The organism is Paenibacillus sp. NPDC101420 (genome assembly GCF_050277435.1).
Lineage (GTDB): Bacteria > Bacillota > Bacilli > Paenibacillales > Paenibacillaceae > Paenibacillus_AQ.
The window spans coordinates 1,768,502-1,784,547 of the sequence record NZ_JBNNSE010000001.1 but is presented as its reverse complement, the minus strand read 5'-3'; the positions used below and the strand labels follow the sequence as shown (position 1 = coordinate 1,784,547).

The 16,046-nt window shown below is 42.7% G+C and carries 14 protein-coding genes; 9 read left to right on the top strand and 5 right to left on the bottom strand.

Translation table 11 applies throughout. The features are described 5' to 3' along the window. Positions 1 to 101 precede the first annotated feature (101 nt). Positions 102 to 1,913 (top strand): adenine deaminase, encoded by a 1,812-nt coding sequence (ade, locus tag ACQKMP_RS07700; RefSeq protein ID WP_427469113.1) that lies wholly within the window; start codon positions 102 to 104, stop codon positions 1,911 to 1,913. A 322-nt stretch (positions 1,914 to 2,235) separates the two neighbouring features. Next, positions 2,236 to 2,688: an IDEAL domain-containing protein gene (locus ACQKMP_RS07695; protein WP_042185792.1), complete on the top strand. Its 453-nt coding sequence runs from the start codon at positions 2,236 to 2,238 to the stop codon at positions 2,686 to 2,688. A 92-nt stretch (positions 2,689 to 2,780) separates the two neighbouring features. Here ACQKMP_RS07695 and hemH read toward each other — a convergent pair whose 3' ends face one another. Then, entirely contained in the window at positions 2,781 to 3,794 is a 1,014-nt protein-coding gene (hemH, locus tag ACQKMP_RS07690; protein ID WP_427469112.1) for a ferrochelatase, read from the bottom strand. A 493-nt stretch (positions 3,795 to 4,287) separates the two neighbouring features. Between hemH and ACQKMP_RS07685 the strand changes: the two genes are divergently transcribed. Continuing rightward, a complete protein-coding gene (locus ACQKMP_RS07685) occupies positions 4,288 to 6,579 on the top strand; it encodes an FMN-binding protein (protein WP_427469111.1) in 2,292 nt (763 codons plus the stop codon). A 199-nt stretch (positions 6,580 to 6,778) separates the two neighbouring features. Next, complete coding sequence (locus ACQKMP_RS07680; RefSeq protein WP_042185798.1) at positions 6,779 to 7,735, top strand: 3'-5' exoribonuclease YhaM family protein; 957 nt, start codon at positions 6,779 to 6,781, stop codon at positions 7,733 to 7,735. Positions 7,736 to 8,071: 336 nt separating this feature from the next. On the opposite strand, the gene ACQKMP_RS07675 is transcribed toward ACQKMP_RS07680, so the two are convergent. After that, complete coding sequence (locus ACQKMP_RS07675) at positions 8,072 to 8,710, bottom strand: 3'-5' exonuclease (RefSeq protein WP_076286301.1); 639 nt, start codon at positions 8,708 to 8,710, stop codon at positions 8,072 to 8,074. A 243-nt stretch (positions 8,711 to 8,953) separates the two neighbouring features. Between ACQKMP_RS07675 and ACQKMP_RS07670 the strand changes: the two genes are divergently transcribed. Both ACQKMP_RS07670 and ACQKMP_RS07665 read left to right on the top strand, forming a co-directional pair. Next, positions 8,954 to 9,571, top strand: a complete 618-nt coding sequence (locus ACQKMP_RS07670) for a DNA-3-methyladenine glycosylase family protein (RefSeq protein WP_427469110.1) — start codon at positions 8,954 to 8,956, stop codon at positions 9,569 to 9,571. 22 nt (positions 9,572 to 9,593) lie between these two features. Beyond that, positions 9,594 to 10,298 (top strand): DNA alkylation repair protein, encoded by a 705-nt coding sequence (locus ACQKMP_RS07665; RefSeq protein ID WP_076286299.1) that lies wholly within the window; start codon positions 9,594 to 9,596, stop codon positions 10,296 to 10,298. 36 nt (positions 10,299 to 10,334) lie between these two features. On the opposite strand, the gene ACQKMP_RS07660 is transcribed toward ACQKMP_RS07665, so the two are convergent. Together ACQKMP_RS07660 and ACQKMP_RS07655 are read right to left on the bottom strand one after the other, a co-directional pair. Continuing rightward, positions 10,335 to 11,012: a PspA/IM30 family protein gene (locus tag ACQKMP_RS07660; protein ID WP_427469109.1), complete on the bottom strand. Its 678-nt coding sequence runs from the start codon at positions 11,010 to 11,012 to the stop codon at positions 10,335 to 10,337. 47 nt (positions 11,013 to 11,059) lie between these two features. Further along, the gene (locus tag ACQKMP_RS07655; protein WP_042185808.1) at positions 11,060 to 11,278 is read right to left on the bottom strand and encodes a PspC domain-containing protein; all 219 of its coding nucleotides are present in this window, start codon (positions 11,276 to 11,278) and stop codon (positions 11,060 to 11,062) included. 287 nt (positions 11,279 to 11,565) lie between these two features. Here ACQKMP_RS07655 and ACQKMP_RS07650 point away from each other — a divergent pair, with 287 nt between their 5' ends. Further along, complete coding sequence (locus ACQKMP_RS07650; RefSeq protein WP_076286297.1) at positions 11,566 to 11,979, top strand: zinc ribbon domain-containing protein; 414 nt, start codon at positions 11,566 to 11,568, stop codon at positions 11,977 to 11,979. 79 nt (positions 11,980 to 12,058) lie between these two features. Here ACQKMP_RS07650 and ACQKMP_RS07645 read toward each other — a convergent pair whose 3' ends face one another. Further along, a complete protein-coding gene (locus ACQKMP_RS07645; RefSeq protein WP_427469108.1) occupies positions 12,059 to 13,162 on the bottom strand; it encodes a GerAB/ArcD/ProY family transporter in 1,104 nt (367 codons plus the stop codon). Positions 13,163 to 13,306: 144 nt separating this feature from the next. On the opposite strand from ACQKMP_RS07645, the gene ACQKMP_RS07640 reads away from it, so the two are divergent. After that, a complete protein-coding gene (locus ACQKMP_RS07640) occupies positions 13,307 to 14,821 on the top strand; it encodes a spore germination protein (RefSeq protein WP_427469107.1) in 1,515 nt (504 codons plus the stop codon). Beyond that, positions 14,818 to 16,041: a Ger(x)C family spore germination protein gene (locus tag ACQKMP_RS07635; protein ID WP_339245929.1), complete on the top strand. Its 1,224-nt coding sequence runs from the start codon at positions 14,818 to 14,820 to the stop codon at positions 16,039 to 16,041. The genes ACQKMP_RS07640 and ACQKMP_RS07635 overlap by 4 nt, the downstream gene beginning before the upstream one ends. The last annotated feature ends 5 nt before the right edge of the window (positions 16,042 to 16,046 follow it).

The window sequence follows — 16,046 nt, the reverse complement described above, 5'->3', positions numbered from 1 at the left end:
CTATGATATCAACACAGCCGATGGTTAAGCAATCCTCTATTATTATGAATCTATTCACTACATCAAGAACGCACTTGGATACTAACGGGGGAGAGATGAAAATGACAACTTTTACAAGAAAGCCTTTAGCAGATTGTGTACCTGAGCTTGTGGCTACGGCAAGAGGAGATAAACCGGCAACACTAGTAATTACAGGTGGAAAGCTGGTTAATGTATGCTCTGGTGAAATTTTAGAAGGAATGTCTGTTGGTATACAAGGTGGACGTATCGCTTATGTTGGTAAAGATGTGACACATATGATTGGTGAAGGAACGCAGGTCATTGAGGCGAACGGTAAGTATATAGCTCCGGGACTACTCGATGGCCATTGTCATATTGAGAGCACACAGCTGACCGTTACTGAATTCTCCCGTGCGGTTCTGCCGCTGGGTACAACAGGTGGTTTCTTTGATGCTCATGAGATTGCTAATGTATTCGGGCTGAAGGGGATTCAATTGATGCTCGATGAGATGCGGGGAACACCGTTAGCGGCTTACATGCAGGTGGCTTCTTGTGTGCCTGCGGCAGGTGCGGAATTCGAGACAACGGGAGCTTCTATTGGACCAGAAGAAGTGGCAGAAGCCTTTACTTGGGGACCCGATGTGATTGCGCTGGGTGAAGTGATGAATTTTCCTGGCGTTGTTTATGGCGATGAGAAAATGCTTGGCGAAATTCAAGCTACGCTGCGGGCAGGCAGATTTGTAGATGGTCATTTCACATGGCCTTCCAGCGACTGGAGATTGCCCGTGTATGCTGCGGCAGGTGTGACTGGCGATCATGAGTGTGTGACGGCAGACGATGTGATTGAGCGCGTTAGACTGGGGATGTATGCCAAAATGCGCCGGGGTTCCGCTTGGCATGATGTGGCTAAAACAATTACGGCCCATACAGAATACGGCATTGATACACGCCGAATGATGCTGGTAACGGATGACCGTAGTTCGGAATCCTTACGAGATGAAGGGCATATGAATTTCGTCCTGCGTGATGCTATTGCTCAAGGTGTTAAGCCTATAACAGCTATCCAAATGGCCACCATTAATACTGCTGAACGCTTTGGTTTAGCGCGGGATATCGGATCTATTACTCCGGGTTCTTTTGCAGATATCATCCTTTTAGACGGGAATTTGGCGGATATTAATGTAGTGCTGACAATTGCCGCAGGTGTAGTAGTTGCGGAGAACGGGGTAATGACGGCAGAGCTTGCTAAATTCGCCTATCCGGAGGAAGTGTTGGCTTCGGTTCATTTGCCACAGCGTCCTACTTCAGAAGATTTCATCATTGCTGCTCCAATTCAAACAGGTGAACTTACTACAAGAGTTATTAAAGTAAGAGAAAATCATGTGGAGACTATTGAGCGTATGGTTTCGATACCTGTAGTGGAGGGGCAACTGGATGTAAATGCTATAGAAGGTTTGTGCAAAATCGCAGTGCTCGAACGTCATAAAGGTACAGGCAATAAATCAGTGGCCGTTGTCGAAGGCATTGGATTTAATGAGCCGGCTGCCATTGCAATGACGGTTGCTCACGATAGTCATAATGTACTCGTTATCGGTAATGATGATGAGTTAATGGCTAAAGCTGCAAATGCGGTGGCGGATGCCCAGGGTGGTGTTTGCATGATCACATCCAATGGAGAAACATTATTCCCGTTGGCTATTGCAGGTCTAATGTCCACGGAACCCTTCGAAATTGCTGCTGCAAAATCAGCTGCGATCAGCAAAGCGCTATATGATGCTGGCTGTACTTTGAACTACGCATTTATGACTTTATCGCTGCTTGCATTGGCGGTTATCCCGACGCTACGCATCACGGATAAAGGACTTGTTCGGATCTCGCCTGAAGGAATACAGTTAGTGCCATTGTTTGTTTAAGTAAAGTTAACTGAATAATAACTAGGCAAAAGACTGTTTTGAGGTCGATGATGACCATTCAGAACAGTTTTTTGTTGTGAAAATAAGAAAGACTAAGTTTTTAAATATAAATATTAAACAGATGGACAAAGATTGAAACATTTTTCTGTGGAATTAATGAAAAAATATTAACAAAGCGTAGTCAGTTGACGATAATAATGTTAAATTAGATAAAAATTAAAGTGATTGGATAGAGTTAATTTTACATTATTGGCATTTAATGAAATTATAGATATCATCAGGTTTCAGGTAACCCAACTAAGAGGGACGAGGTGCATGAGAGATGATCAGACTAGAAACGCAAGACATTCTGAATATTAGCATGAAGCAAATTGCTACTATTTTTAAAATGAAGCCGCTTGAGCTGAGATTTGTCACTGATTTTCAGGGTGAGAAATATCTCTTAACCAATGATAAGCTACACCTCAGCAATCAGCAGTACTGGGCGAAGGTTATGGAATGTGTCTTTGATGATCATGTTAGACCTGTGCTAATGTGTGAGGTGTTATATTTCCTGCGTAACGAATTTCTGGAAAGTGATATCAAGATATGCTTCTCTTATGATTATGCAGAGGATGGGAATGGAGAAGCCACTGCAACCGCTGAAGTATCTTTTAATGATTCAGCTGATTTGCAGCCGAGTGAGATTGCCGAGCTGATCGATTTTGCGTTGACCTTACAGGACAAGCAATGGTTCCATGAACTCACTACTAAATATAAGCAGCTTACAGCATAAGCATCTTAGTGACCCTTAGATCTTATGAACGGACATAACAAACCGTCTTATCTCTTCAGAGAATATCTGCGGACAAGACGGTTTTTTTTGTATTACCAGCCCATGGCATTTCGTTCAACATGCTGAGCTAAAAAATGAAGCCAGTCCTCATGATTATTTAAGCAGGGGATTGCAGTGAAGTCTTCAGCATGTCCTCCTCCAGCCTCAAATTGCTCGCGCCCTTCTATGGCTAGCTCGTGCAGCGTTTCCAGACAATCCGTTACAAGTCCCGGTGAGAAAATCAAAGGTTTATGAATTCCACGTCCCGCTAGCTTTCCCAAAACATCTGCTGTAGAGGGACCTACCCATTCTTCGCGTCCGAAGCGTGATTGAAAAGTAAGCTGCCAGCGTTCAGGCTCCCAATTCATAGCTGAAGCGAGAAGACGCGCAGTTTCCATACATTGCTCCGGATAGGGATCGCCTGTATCTGCATATCGTTTGGGGATCCCGTGAAAGGTCAGTACGAAAAAATCAGGATTAGAGCTCATAAGTTCTATTTGCTGCAGTAAATGCGACTTCATGGCTGAAATATAACCGGGTTCATTATAATAAGCATCCATAAATCTGAGAGCAGGAATAAGGCGCTTTGTTACCGGTCCAGTGGAGCTTTGGCGTCCTAGTGCAGCAAAACTCGCTTGATCGAAGACAGATGCCGTCGTAGTGGACGAATATTGCGGGAATAGCGGCACAATGATGATGCGTGTGACTCCGTTAGCTTCCAATGCGCTCATCGCTTGTTCCATAGTTGGTTCGCTATATGCTAAGCCAAGCTCTACTTGATACCGAGAACCTAGAAGCGCTTGCAAACCAGATCGCTGAGCTAATGAGTGGAAGAGTAAAGGTGATCCTTCTGTTGTCCAGATTTGTCTGTACAGCTCAGCCGACCGCCGAGGACGTGTACGCAGAATAACGCCTCGCAGCAAAGGCTGCCAGAGCATTGGTGAATAATCTATGATTCGGCGGTCGGATAAAAAACGTTTCAGATAAGGACGTACCGCCTTTGCAGTAGGTGCAGTAGGTGTGCCAATTTGGGCGAGAATAACTCCAATAGGTGGCTGTTTGTTCAAAACTTTGAACTCCTTTCCCATGTTAGAGATCGTTCTAAAATAACATATCTATTCTTGGATACACAATAATCGAGATCACGTTATCTACTTTTGGAATAGGAAGTGGGTGTATTTGTTTGGGAAAAATAATGAAAAATCACATTTATGAGCAAATAGTGATGTTTCTTATAGGGTATGTGATTTTAGATACAGAGGAATTGCGGAAAAGTTTGGTAGTATCAAACCAGAAATTGATTAAAAAAAGCGCCTTCATTTTTTTCTGATATTATATGTGAATTATTTCACCTTTGATGCGGTTTATTGTAAAAAGGAATGAATAGATTTAAGGCATTATTTTTTTGGAAAGTGATGGTTCGCGCATAGGCATGAGAGGGGGGATGGGTTCTTATGAAGAGAGATGTAATGCTTCATAAGAAGAGAAGGGGCGCCGTCAAAGGTAAGTTTGGTTAAGAAAAGCTATATATCACTGGGGACTTGGTAAAGGAGAATTTTATTGAAAAAACTAATTTCTTTAACGGTTAGCGCGGCAATATTGTTAGCGCCATTTGCTTACACACTTAATGTGCCTGCTTTGAACTTGAAGGTGGATGCAGTATCCGCAGCTTCTGAAGAAGCGGATGCACCAGCAGCTAAACCAACAGCAAAACCAGCAGCAACAGCAAAACCAGTAGCAACACCAAAAGCAACAGCAAAACCAGTAGCAACACCAAAGCCAACAGCAAAACCAGTAGAAACACCGAAAGCAACGGTAAAACCAATAGCAACACCAAAGGCAACAGCGGCACCAGCAGCAACGACAAAACCTGCTACAACGCCAAAAGCAACCGCTGCTCCAGCGGCTACAGTAGTTCCAGCAGCGACTGTTAAGCCTGTGCCTACAGCGTTGCCGGTTACAGTTAAGGAAAATGTATATCAAGATGGAGTGTACGTAGCGTATGGCGATGCTTACTCCAAAGGTACCGAAGGCGCTAAGATCGAAATTAAAGATGGGAAAATTACTAGCATCGATCTCCTGAGAACCAGCTCTAAGCTGATCGACAGAGATGCTCGTAACAATTATAGCGCTTTATGGCAAGCTTATGGATTGATGACGAATAAATTGATTGGCAAGACAAGAGATGGAGCAGCTGCAGTAGATGCTGTTTCCGGAGCAACACGCTCTAGTAATGGATGGAAATTGTCTGTAGACAGAGCGTTTGAAAGAGCTCTAACAGTGAAAGATACAGATGCAGTTTACTTTGATGGTGTTCATATGGGCATAGATCCTACAGGTAAATATGCAGTATTTGCAACCTACGAATCCAATAAGCTCACAGCTGTTAAAGTGTACCCGCTGAACAGTGCTGGTGATTTCGTGGATGAGAAGGCCTACACAGCTGAGCAATCCGCAGCAGTTGCAGCTATAACACCAGCATTGCTGGCTAAAGGAACAGCTGCAGAGCCTGTTGCAGGACTCGAAGCCGACTTTAAGGCTGCGATTAATGCTTTTTGGGATGCTGAGCAGAATGCAAAGATTAATAATACTTCTGCTTATGTAGACGGATTCTATTCCTCTTATGGGACTGCAAGAAGTGTTGGTGTTGAAAGAGCTGACATCGTGATCCGCAACGGTAAGCTAGTGGATGTGAAGCTGTTCAGACTTGGGAACAACCTCATTGACAGAGGTGCAACGGCTTATGCAGAAGTTGTAAAAGCTAATGCTCCGATGACAGCTAAGTTGCTTGCTAATGGATCTTACTTCGCTAACTATGATGAGAAAGTAGATGGAATTTCTGGCGCTACAGAAAGCAGTCACGGTTGGAACCAAGCCGTAGAAAGAGCTTTCGAAAAAGCACTGAAAGTTCCAGATGAAGTTAAATATTTTGACGGAAAATTCGCAGGTGTAGATAACCAATCTAAAGTATTACTGCTTATTGATGTTGCTTCAGATGCAGTTACAAACATTAAATTAAGCTTGTTCGGAGCTGATGGCAAGCTGATCGCTGATGACAAACTAAGTGCAGAACAAAAATCGCTGGTGGGTACACTTACTTCAGGATTACTTGAAAAAGGTGTGCAAATGTCCGATATCACAGGTCAAGAAGAGCTATCCGCAGCTGCCAAAGCTGCTCTGACTGATGCTTTGACTAACGCATCCAAAGTTCAAGGAACCTATAAAGACGGAACCTTCACTGCATTTGGTGATGCCTATGATAAAGGAACAAACAGAGCAGACGTTACACTGCGTAACGGTAAGATCGTAAATGTTGCTTTGTATCGTGTAGGAATGAATCTTGTGGATAGAGGCAAAGCTGCTTACCCAGAGGTGGTAAAAGCAATTCCGCAATTGACTTCTAGCTTCCTTGCAGCAGGTACTAGAGAAGCTGTGCAAGATGTAGATGCTGTTTCCGGTGCAACTAGTAGTAGTGTAGCTCTCAAGACTGCGGTGGATAGAGCATACGGGAAAGCTGAAATTGTTGAAGCTAACAAAGCGGCTTACTTCGATGGAATCTTCATTGGTGTAAGTGCTGATAAGCTTGTAAATGTTATGACGTATGTAGAACATGGTGTTCCTGTTAAAATGCTCGTTTACTATTTAGATAAAAACGGAAGTACAAGAACGGTCAACCAGTTGACTGACGCTGAGCTGGCTGTGAAGAGCGAGATTGAGTCGACTTCAACGGGCTATAGCTTACACAAGTATGGATATCGCGCAGCAGCCTTCGGAAATAATGATGCTGAGAAAGAAGTATCTGCTAAAGTGGTAGAAGCTATTAAATCAGCGCTTGAATCCGCTGGTAAATAAGCAATTTTCAATCAATAGTTAATCTATAAAGGGGGTTATTCTAGAGCCATATTATGGCCTGTGGAGTAACCTCCTTTATCTACCTGTACATAAAAATGAAAATAGATCGTATAGTGATTTAAAGGGATTTTGGACGTGAGTGTCTAAAGTTTAATATAGAGAGCAGGTACAAAGCCTGTTATTAATAGGAGGCTTCAACATGACACAAATTAAACAGCTCGCTCCACAGGATGAATTTGTTGGCTTTTATCTCTTAAGAGAGCTAGCGATCAAACAAACGAACGGTACTCCTCCAAAGGATTATTTCGACCTAGTCTTGGGGGATTCCAGTGGACAATTGTCTGCGAAATATTGGGATGCCAGTACAACCGATAAAGAAACCTTTTTTCCTATGGCACTGGTGAAGGTTCGCGGGATTGCGCACACTTATCGTGAGAAATTGCAAATCAAAGTAACCAAAATCAGATTGGTGAACGATGAGGATGGCGTTGCGCTAACGGATTTTATTCGCTCCGCTCCTATTCGTCCTGTAGACCTTATTCATACGATTAAAGGGGTTATGGCAAGCATCACAGATCCGGAGATTGCCTCGATTGTCTCCTTTTGTGTAAGCAAAGTGGAAGAGAAATTGATGCATTATCCGGCTGCCAAAACGCATCACCACGCTTATTTTGCCGGACTTGCTTATCATATGGTTCGCATGCTGGAGATCGGGGATTTTTTGTGCAAGCAGCGTCCGTTCCTGAATCCAGATTTAATGAAGGCTGGAATTATTCTGCATGATATCGCGAAGCCGGAGGAGATGATCTCTCAGCTCGGTATTGTCTCAGAATATAGCGTTCAGGGGAAGTTGATTGGTCATATCTCGATGGCATCTAACTGGATTACAGAAGCGGCCATCCGCTTAGACATTGATTTGAATTCGGAGAAGGTTCTGGCGTTACAGCATCTCGTATTATCACACCATAACCTGGGCGAATGGGGCAGTCCTGTTCAGCCGCAAACGGCTGAGGCCGTAGCGCTGCATCATATTGATGCGATGGATGCGAAGCTGCAAATGGTGGAGGATGCTCTGGATACCACACCAGAAACCGAAGAATGGACGCCATTCATTAGAGGACTGGAGAATAAAGCAGTCTATCGGATGAAGATCTAGCGTGTTGTGTTGATCTTGGTTGGTGATCTGGATGAACCGATAGGATGTTCACTGATCGATGATAAAAAATATACGGAATTCTTCCCTATAATTAGCACGATAAGGGTCTATTTGAAGTCATTATACGGAATTTCTCCTTATAATTTTTATGAAATGCTTCATTTACACCCGAACCTTATGAATTATAGGAATAAATTCCCTATAATGACCAGCAAGGTTAGATTTCTTCGTAGTGAATGAATCGACTTGTATGCTATATTCCTCCATCTATGCAAAACACCCAACCAGCTGTAATGAGCCTGTTGGGTGTTTTTTGCTAAATAACTTAATAGTTTCTTACAAATAGAAGTTTTTCGTTCTTTGATTGTTCACAGGTTTCTTAGCAGGTTTACTCTTTCGAGCAGAAAAAGGAGTGTATCCACCAGCAAACATTGTTCCGCTAGTATATCCTTGGCTGCTGGAGAGCAAAAGCGGGTCAAGGTGTGATTCTCGCTCCATAAGCATTAATAGAACCAAGGCAGCTGCGCGCGCGTCATCGAGAGCGTCATGGTGCTTCAGCTCAATGCCGAAATGCTCGGAGACTACATTAAGTTTATGAGAGGGAAGCTCGGGCAGCATTTTTTTGCCTAGTAAATAAGTACATAAGTATTGAAAGCTCGGATAGCTTATGGACATCCCATCGAGGCAATACCGCAGTACACTCATATCAAAAGCGGCATTGTGCGCTACAACGATTCGTCCGTGCAGCAAAGGTTCAACGGTGGGCCACAATTCGTGGAAAGTAGGCTGACCGATTACCATGGAGGGGGTGATGCCATGTATCGAAATGTTCATGCCGTCAAACCGCTGTTGCGGATCGATCAGCCAAGAATGTTCTGCCGTGATTACGCCATCTTTAACTTCCACAAGTCCCAAAGCACAGGCGCTGGATCGACTGGAATTCGCCGTTTCAAAGTCAATTGCTATAAAGTCCATTCGTAAAGCTCCTCATCTATCATATATACATTCATATTAAAGTAGTAAAATGATAAATACAATCTAGTACAAGTTACATATAGTAGTTGAGTAAAAATATGAATTCCCGCCATAACCATCTACCCGAGTAGAAGTGTTGTGGCTTTTTCAAGTTTCGTTATCTTGCTATCCTATTCAAGAATCCGTACACTGCAAAATAGATGTTGTATATTATTGTTAAGCTCAGATACGGGAGGAAATACTTTGGGAGCTGTAATCACTAAATTTTTTGAATATGGGCAAGCAGAAATCGATTACCTCGGAAGTGTGGACCCAGTGCTAGGTGTGGCGATGGCGCGAATGGGGAAAGTGGAACGTGTGATTATTCCGGATCTTTTCACTGCACTTATCTATGCCATAGTAGGTCAGCTAATATCAGTCAAAGCGGTTCGAACTATCTGGACAAGAATGCAGGTTCAATTCAGAGAAATAACTCCGCAGCAGCTAGCAATACACACGGCGGATGAGATTCAGGGTTGCGGCATGACGATGAAAAAGGCAGTTTGCATTCATGACATTTCAAAGCTGATTGCTGATGGGGAGTTTAAGGTGGAGGAATTATATGGATTGTCCGATCAAGAGGTTATTCAAAGACTCATGAAGTTAAAAGGCATCGGTATGTGGACAGCAGAGATGATGCTAATCAATTGTATGGAGCGCCCAGATGTAGTTAGTTGGGGGGATATCGCCATTCGTCGCGGCATGATGAAGCTGTATGGGCTTGATACGCTTACCAAAAAGCAATTCGAACAATACCGTCTCAGGTACTCACCACACGGTTCGGTAGCTTCCATATATTTATGGGAGATTTCATTTCAATAATTAATACGTAGGGAGCAATATAGTGGACAAAACAATAAAGGAACAGCTAGTGGAGTTGGCAGATGCGGATTACCAGAAGTTTTCTGCGGCTTTACTTCCGACGATCGATAATGTGATAGGAGTCAGGCTACCGGAGCTGCGTAAACTCGCCAAAACCATTGCAAAGGGTGACTGGAGAGCCTATTTGGAGCACGCCGACTCTGATTTTTTTGAAGAGGTAATGCTGCAAGGTATGGTACTTGGTTATGTGAAGGCAGATCCTGAAGAAATTCTGCATTATATTGCGGACTTTATTCCTAAAATCGATAACTGGTCGGTATGTGATAGCTTTTGCACAGGGCTGAAGTTTACCTTGAAGAATAAAGAGCAGATGTGGGACTTTATAGTGCCGTATCTGTTATCTGACAAAGAATATGAGATTCGATTTGCGGTAGTAATGATGCTTAATTTCTTTATTGAAGAAGCGTACATCAGTCGGATTCTACAACTACTCGATAAGGTCAGACATGAGGGGTATTATGTGAAAATGGCGGTTTCTTGGGCGCTATCGATGTGTTATGTGAAGCTGCCTGCGGCTACGATAGATTATTTGAGAACTAACACTTTAGATGATTTCACCTATAACAAAGCTTTACAGAAAATCACAGAGTCTTACCGAGTAGATCCGGAATCGAAAAAAATGATTCGCGGGATGAAGAGGAATAGAAAAAACAAGCCCCTTATATAGCTCAGTAGCTGAGAAATAAGGGACCTGTTATTATATTTATTTTTTGTCGGTATTGATTTTCCGGTTGCGGATACGTTCAATTTCATCATCAACAGCACTACGTAGGTTGGGGTCAATGGACGAGCCTGTGCCTGAGTTGGATTTATACTTGGAGTTTTCCGCAAATGCTTCCCACTCGAAAATTTTCTCTTCCATTCGTTCGAAGCCACGTGAAGCGGTACCCACATTCGGTCCTTTTACACTGTTACTATGAGGAGCTGAGCTTAGTGTTTCTGTAGCTTGCTGAGCACGAGCGATAAGCTCAGTTCTTTTCGCTTTAAGATGTTCGCGCTCTTCTTTAGCTCTAGCGATGTTGATCTCCAGCTCTGCCAGGGATTGCTGAGTTTGTGCCTGAGTATTGATACTCTCATCCAGCTGTTCTGTATACCGCAGCTTGGCCATGAGTGCAAGGCGTGCTCTTTCTTCATTTCCTTGCTCAACCGCCTGAACGGCTTCAGCTTCGCTTTGCTCTATCAGCTGAGTATATTCTTGCTTACGGCGTTCCAATACACTCGCTGTAACTTTTAAATCACGTTCATTGCGTTCTGCCGTAGCTATTTCGTTCTCAAGATCGCGTAGATACTGACCCGTCAGTAGCACTGGGTTTTCTAATTTGTTCAGACCTTCGTGTAGGGCAGCTTTAGTAAGGGTGGAAATTCTTTTAAATAAACTCATATTATATCTCTCCTTAGTATGTTTGATTGGTATGAAAGGACGATCTGTTAATAGAAATCATGTCCATCCGAAAAGCTGCCAAAAGGTTCTTTAGGGACGATGATGCTGGCGATAAAGTAAAAGATAAGTACGGTACCGAAGCTGAAAAGTGCTGCAGCAACCGTTACGAGACGGAGAATTGTGGCATCGATGCCTGACCAACTGGCAAGACCTCCGCATACACCACTAATCTTTTGGTCACTTCTGGAACGATATAATTTTTTCATTTATTATTGTCATCCTCTCTTATGGGGGTAATTGTGTTTAAATCTTGCAACCCGCTTGCTTATGTACTCATTGTATAGCCTTTCTGAATGCGGCAAAACGGCCTGAAGGCGGTTTTATATACCAGACCTGAGTCGAGGTTCGTTCCCGCAGGAAGGCGGGGGAAATAAGTTCATGATTGTGGATGAACTACAAATCCCGGTTGAAGTTAGGTACAATAAAGAGAGGAATACTTGTGGTGGTGTCGAAATATGCTTATATATGACTACTACGGAATAGGGGGCTGAATATGAGCTTTTTTAACAAGGTAAAGGCAGGCGTGAGCGAGGCTGGCAATAAAGCAAAGACAGTGGTGGAGATCAATCGTTTGAAATTACAGAACAACAGCAAGCAGAATGACATTGACCAGCAGTATCAGGTAATGGGTAAACTGTTGTTTGAAGCTGTAACACAAGGAGCAGGACCATTGCCGAGTGAGCAGATCGAGAAGAATATTTCCCGTATTCTTGAACTGAAATCGGAGATTGAGGTCAATCTGCAGCAAATTGCGGGGTTGTCCGATGTGAAGCAGTGTAAAGCATGCGGTGGCAATGTGGCAATCGAGGCTCGCTTTTGTCCGAGTTGCGGATCAACTTTTGAAGTGGCTCAAGAGCCAATTCGTGATGTAACACCATCGTCGATTACTTTGGATAAGAAGGAATAAAGCTACTGCATGTAAGAAATTCATGAACAAAAGGACAGCTTAATAGCTGTCCTTTTTTTATTTTTAGGAGAGAAGTCGTTTAAACCTTGGCAGCAAAACGTTTTTTTAAATAATACACAATTAGCAACATAAGCGGCAGAACAAATGCACAGGTGAAATCCCAATCTACCCAGTAGGTGGGGATTTCCTTTACATAAAAAATGATGTCTTTGGCAATCAGTTGTGACATACCAAATAACAAAAATCCAGTGGGTAGGATCAGAGGACGGTGGCTTTTGAGTTTAAATAATTGGGCTGTACCTAATGTTAAAGCATAGTAATAAATGGCTGTTTTAAAGTACGTGCTGATAATCCATGCTGTAGCCATAAGCGCTTCGATACGTTGTAGAGAATTAGCAATATTAATTTTTTGAGCAAGAATATATGCGGCATAAAATTGATGTTCAGAAGCGTAAACACCAAGAACGGTAAGGGAAAAAAATAAGATGAGGTTAAGTCCCAGAGCTCCGATGATCAGGGCTATGAAAATGTCCCGGCTTGTTTTGCTATTCTTCTGAGCATAAGGATATACCATAAGAAACACGCATAATTCACCAAAAGGATAAAAAACACCATACATCAAAGTATGGAGCATGTCCGGTGCTGGTGTGTTCATAATGGGGTATAAACGTTCCATTTTGACATCGGGAGTCAGCAGAAGCAGCAGACCGATCAAAAAAATTGCAAACAAAGGGAAAAAAAGCTGAGCTGCCCGTCCCAATGTTTCCAGACCCAGTCGTACACCATATACCAGTAGGAAAATGGCCATGAAACGGATAACCCCACCGGGTGTTTTCTCGTAAATCTGTGTACACATGAAATCTTCAATTTCTCTTATGTAAGTGGAAGCGGCAATCAGGAAGAACACTAGATAGAACAAGGCTACAGCAGTTCCGGCCCATTTTCCTAGAATTTGTAGGCTAAGCTCGATAATATTCTTGTTTGGTTCAATGTCTGCTAAACAGAGCAACAGTTTTATGGTCGCTAGGCCCAAGGGAATACTAATCAAAGCAGCAATCCATGCATCTTGTTTCGCTCCTGATATCATTAACGCTGGATACACAAGCGCCATATCCCCAATAAATGTGAATAGCCCGAGTATAATCATTTGATTGGTACTAATTCGATCTTTCTCCAAACTCATATACCCCCTCAAATTTATTGGACTAGTTTTAGTATGGTTGTAGTTACCAGAATTATGCCATTCCGAATTTTAATCAGAAAGGAATAATTATCAAAATTAACATCAAACTATACTCATTAATCTAAGTGAAGTGGAGGCTACATCGTGAAAAGTTCGGAGACGGGTACACTATCAAACCGATTGAAAACCAATATTGATCAGTTGAACGGATTGCTGGGCGGAAGTTCTGATGTAGTGATAAAAGAGTTGCAGATAGAAGAAAATACTAATATTTCTTTGATTTACATAGATGGTCTTGTGGATACTCAGGTATTGCATAATTCAATTTTGTATTCTTTGCAGGAACATATTCCTTATGAACAGCTGGGAAAGCTTGAGCCCGAGCAGAAGATTGAGATTATTAAGAAACAGATATTAATAGCCGGTGATCTAACCGTTATCGTTGATTACAGCCAATTCGTACACGAATTGCTGTCCGGTAGTGTAATGCTGCTACTCGATGGGACATCCACCACTCTCCGGATCGGCTTACCAGGCTGGGAAGATCGCAATGTAGGGGAGCCCAGTTCCCAATCGGTTGTTCGAGGTCCAATGGAAGGATTCACTGAGAATTTACGGACGAATACGGCACTGGTTCGGCGGAAAATAAAAGATAGCCATTTATGGCTGGAAACCGTTCAGATCGGAAGGGTAACTCAAACCAGCGTATCCATTATGTATCTAAGCAACATCGCGAATAAGGAGTTGGTGCAAGAAGTTAAACGCCGTCTGAATAAAATTGATACGGACAGTATTCTCGAGAGTGGATATATTGAAGAATTTATTCAAGAGACGGTATTTACACCATTTCCTACCGTATACAACAGTGATCGTCCAGATACGATTGCAGCAGGTATTTTGGAAGGAAAAGTGGCCATTATTGTTGATGGAACTCCTTTTGTACTTTTGGTACCCACATTTTTTGTAGCATTTTTTCAGTCTGCTGAGGATTATTACCAAAGGGCCGATATTGGAACATTGCTGAGATTAGTTCGTTTTATTTCGTTTTTTATCACTTTGCTTGCACCTTCATTGTATGTTGCGATTACTACGTATCATCAGGAGATGATACCGACCAATCTTGTAATTAGTTTAGCTGCCCAGCGGGAAAGTGTCCCTTTTCCTGCTTTTGTCGAGGCGCTGATCATGGAAATGACTTATGAGATTTTGCGGGAGGCCGGGGTGCGGATACCTAAAAATATTGGACAGGCAATTTCCATTGTCGGAACGTTGGTGATTGGACAAGCAGCGGTTGCAGCGGGTTTTATTTCATCTGCAATGGTCATTATTGTATCGCTTACAGCCATTTCTAGCTTTGTTATTCCGGAGACAGGAATGTCAATAGCTGCGCGGATGATCCGTTTTGTGCTTATAGCTTTGGCCGGATTTATCGGATTATATGGAATTCTATTCGGTATTTTTATCATCGTACTGCATTTGTCGAGTTTGCGTTCTTTCGGAATGCCTTATATGAGTCCGCTCGGACCTTATAATTCAAAAGACTTAAAAGACTCTATCTTTCGCTTTCCGTGGCCTTTTTTAAAGACAAGACCTGCTGAGAACAAGACGCAGAACCTATTTCGTCAAAGCACATCCAGTGATGAGGAATCGACACAATGAATAAAAAATTAGTTAGAGGCGCTCTCCGATTGATGATAGCTCTCCAATTTACTTTAGTGCTAAATGGTTGTTGGGAAAGAAAGGAGCTAAATGAAGTAGCCTTTGTTCTGGGGATAGGGATCGACAAGGCTGAAACTGGTTATACAGTTTCGATGCAAGTCGTTATTCCATCTGCGATTTCCTCACAATCGAATGGAGGAGGGGGAGGCACTGGAGTCCCAGTGGTTGTTTATAAATTTACGGTACCTACGTTTTATGATGCACAACGTATGTTGAATTTGGATAGTTCCAGGACGAGTTATCTTGGTCATATCCGGGTGTTAGTGATTGGAGAGGAACTTGCACGCTCCGGAGTGGGCGAGATACTCGACGTATTTAAAAGAAGTCGGGAAGCTCGAATGGATTTCTACGTCATGGTTGCCAGAGATACAACCGCCAGCGATGTCTTGAATGTCCTTACACCTATGGATAAATTACCAGCGAACAAATTATTTAGTTCCCTAGATAATTCTTATAAAGATTCAGCAAAAACAGTCGCTGTCACGCTGGATGATTTTATTGAAAATTTATTGGCTGAAGGTGAACATCCTGTACTGACCGGAGTGGAAGTTATGGGAGATCCCAAAGAGGGGGGAGATAAAAGCAATGTAGAGCGAACAATGCCTAAGGCGAGATTGGAATACCATACTGTAGCTGTGTTCAAAAAAGACAAACTGATCGGTTGGCTAAACGAGGGTGAAACGATTGGTTACAATTATATCAATGATAAGGTAACCTCACATTCTGGCGCGATAGCAGGGGAAGACGGAAAGCCTATTGTTATCGAAGCGATCCAGGCTTCAACCAAACGCAAAGTGAAAATTATTGATGGGGAGCCGCATATTTACCTTGACGTTAAGACGCTTTGCAACATTGAAGAAGTGCAAAGTACAGAAAATTTGGAATCGGAAAGCACCATAAAACGTTTGGAAAAGGAAACAGAGGAACGGATTATAGAGCGGATGCAAAACACTGTGGAGCAAGTAACTAATCGCTTCAATGTTGATATTATGGGATTTGGACAATCGATCTACCATGCCAGTCCTAAAGCTTGGACAAAGCTACAGCAAAAAAAGGGCGACGATTACCTTAAATCATTGCCCATCCATTATAGTGCCTCAGTAGTTATTAACCGCGTAGGTCTAACTGATAATTCTTTTCTTGAAAAAATCAAGGAGTGAGTCTA

Excerpts from the sequence above, each read along its gene's own strand:
- ade (WP_427469113.1), top strand. The coding sequence starts at position 102 with ATGACAACTTTTACAAGAAAGCCTTTAGCAGATTGTGTACCTGAGCTT.
- ACQKMP_RS07695 (WP_042185792.1), top strand. The coding sequence starts at position 2,236 with ATGATCAGACTAGAAACGCAAGACATTCTGAATATTAGCATGAAGCAA.
- ACQKMP_RS07680 (WP_042185798.1), top strand. The coding sequence starts at position 6,779 with ATGACACAAATTAAACAGCTCGCTCCACAGGATGAATTTGTTGGCTTT.
- ACQKMP_RS07675 (WP_076286301.1), bottom strand. The coding sequence starts at position 8,710 with ATGGACTTTATAGCAATTGACTTTGAAACGGCGAATTCCAGTCGATCC.
- ACQKMP_RS07660 (WP_427469109.1), bottom strand. The coding sequence starts at position 11,012 with ATGAGTTTATTTAAAAGAATTTCCACCCTTACTAAAGCTGCCCTACAC.
- ACQKMP_RS07655 (WP_042185808.1), bottom strand. The coding sequence starts at position 11,278 with ATGAAAAAATTATATCGTTCCAGAAGTGACCAAAAGATTAGTGGTGTA.
- ACQKMP_RS07650 (WP_076286297.1), top strand. The coding sequence starts at position 11,566 with ATGAGCTTTTTTAACAAGGTAAAGGCAGGCGTGAGCGAGGCTGGCAAT.
- ACQKMP_RS07645 (WP_427469108.1), bottom strand. The coding sequence starts at position 13,162 with ATGAGTTTGGAGAAAGATCGAATTAGTACCAATCAAATGATTATACTC.
- ACQKMP_RS07635 (WP_339245929.1), top strand. The coding sequence starts at position 14,818 with ATGAATAAAAAATTAGTTAGAGGCGCTCTCCGATTGATGATAGCTCTC.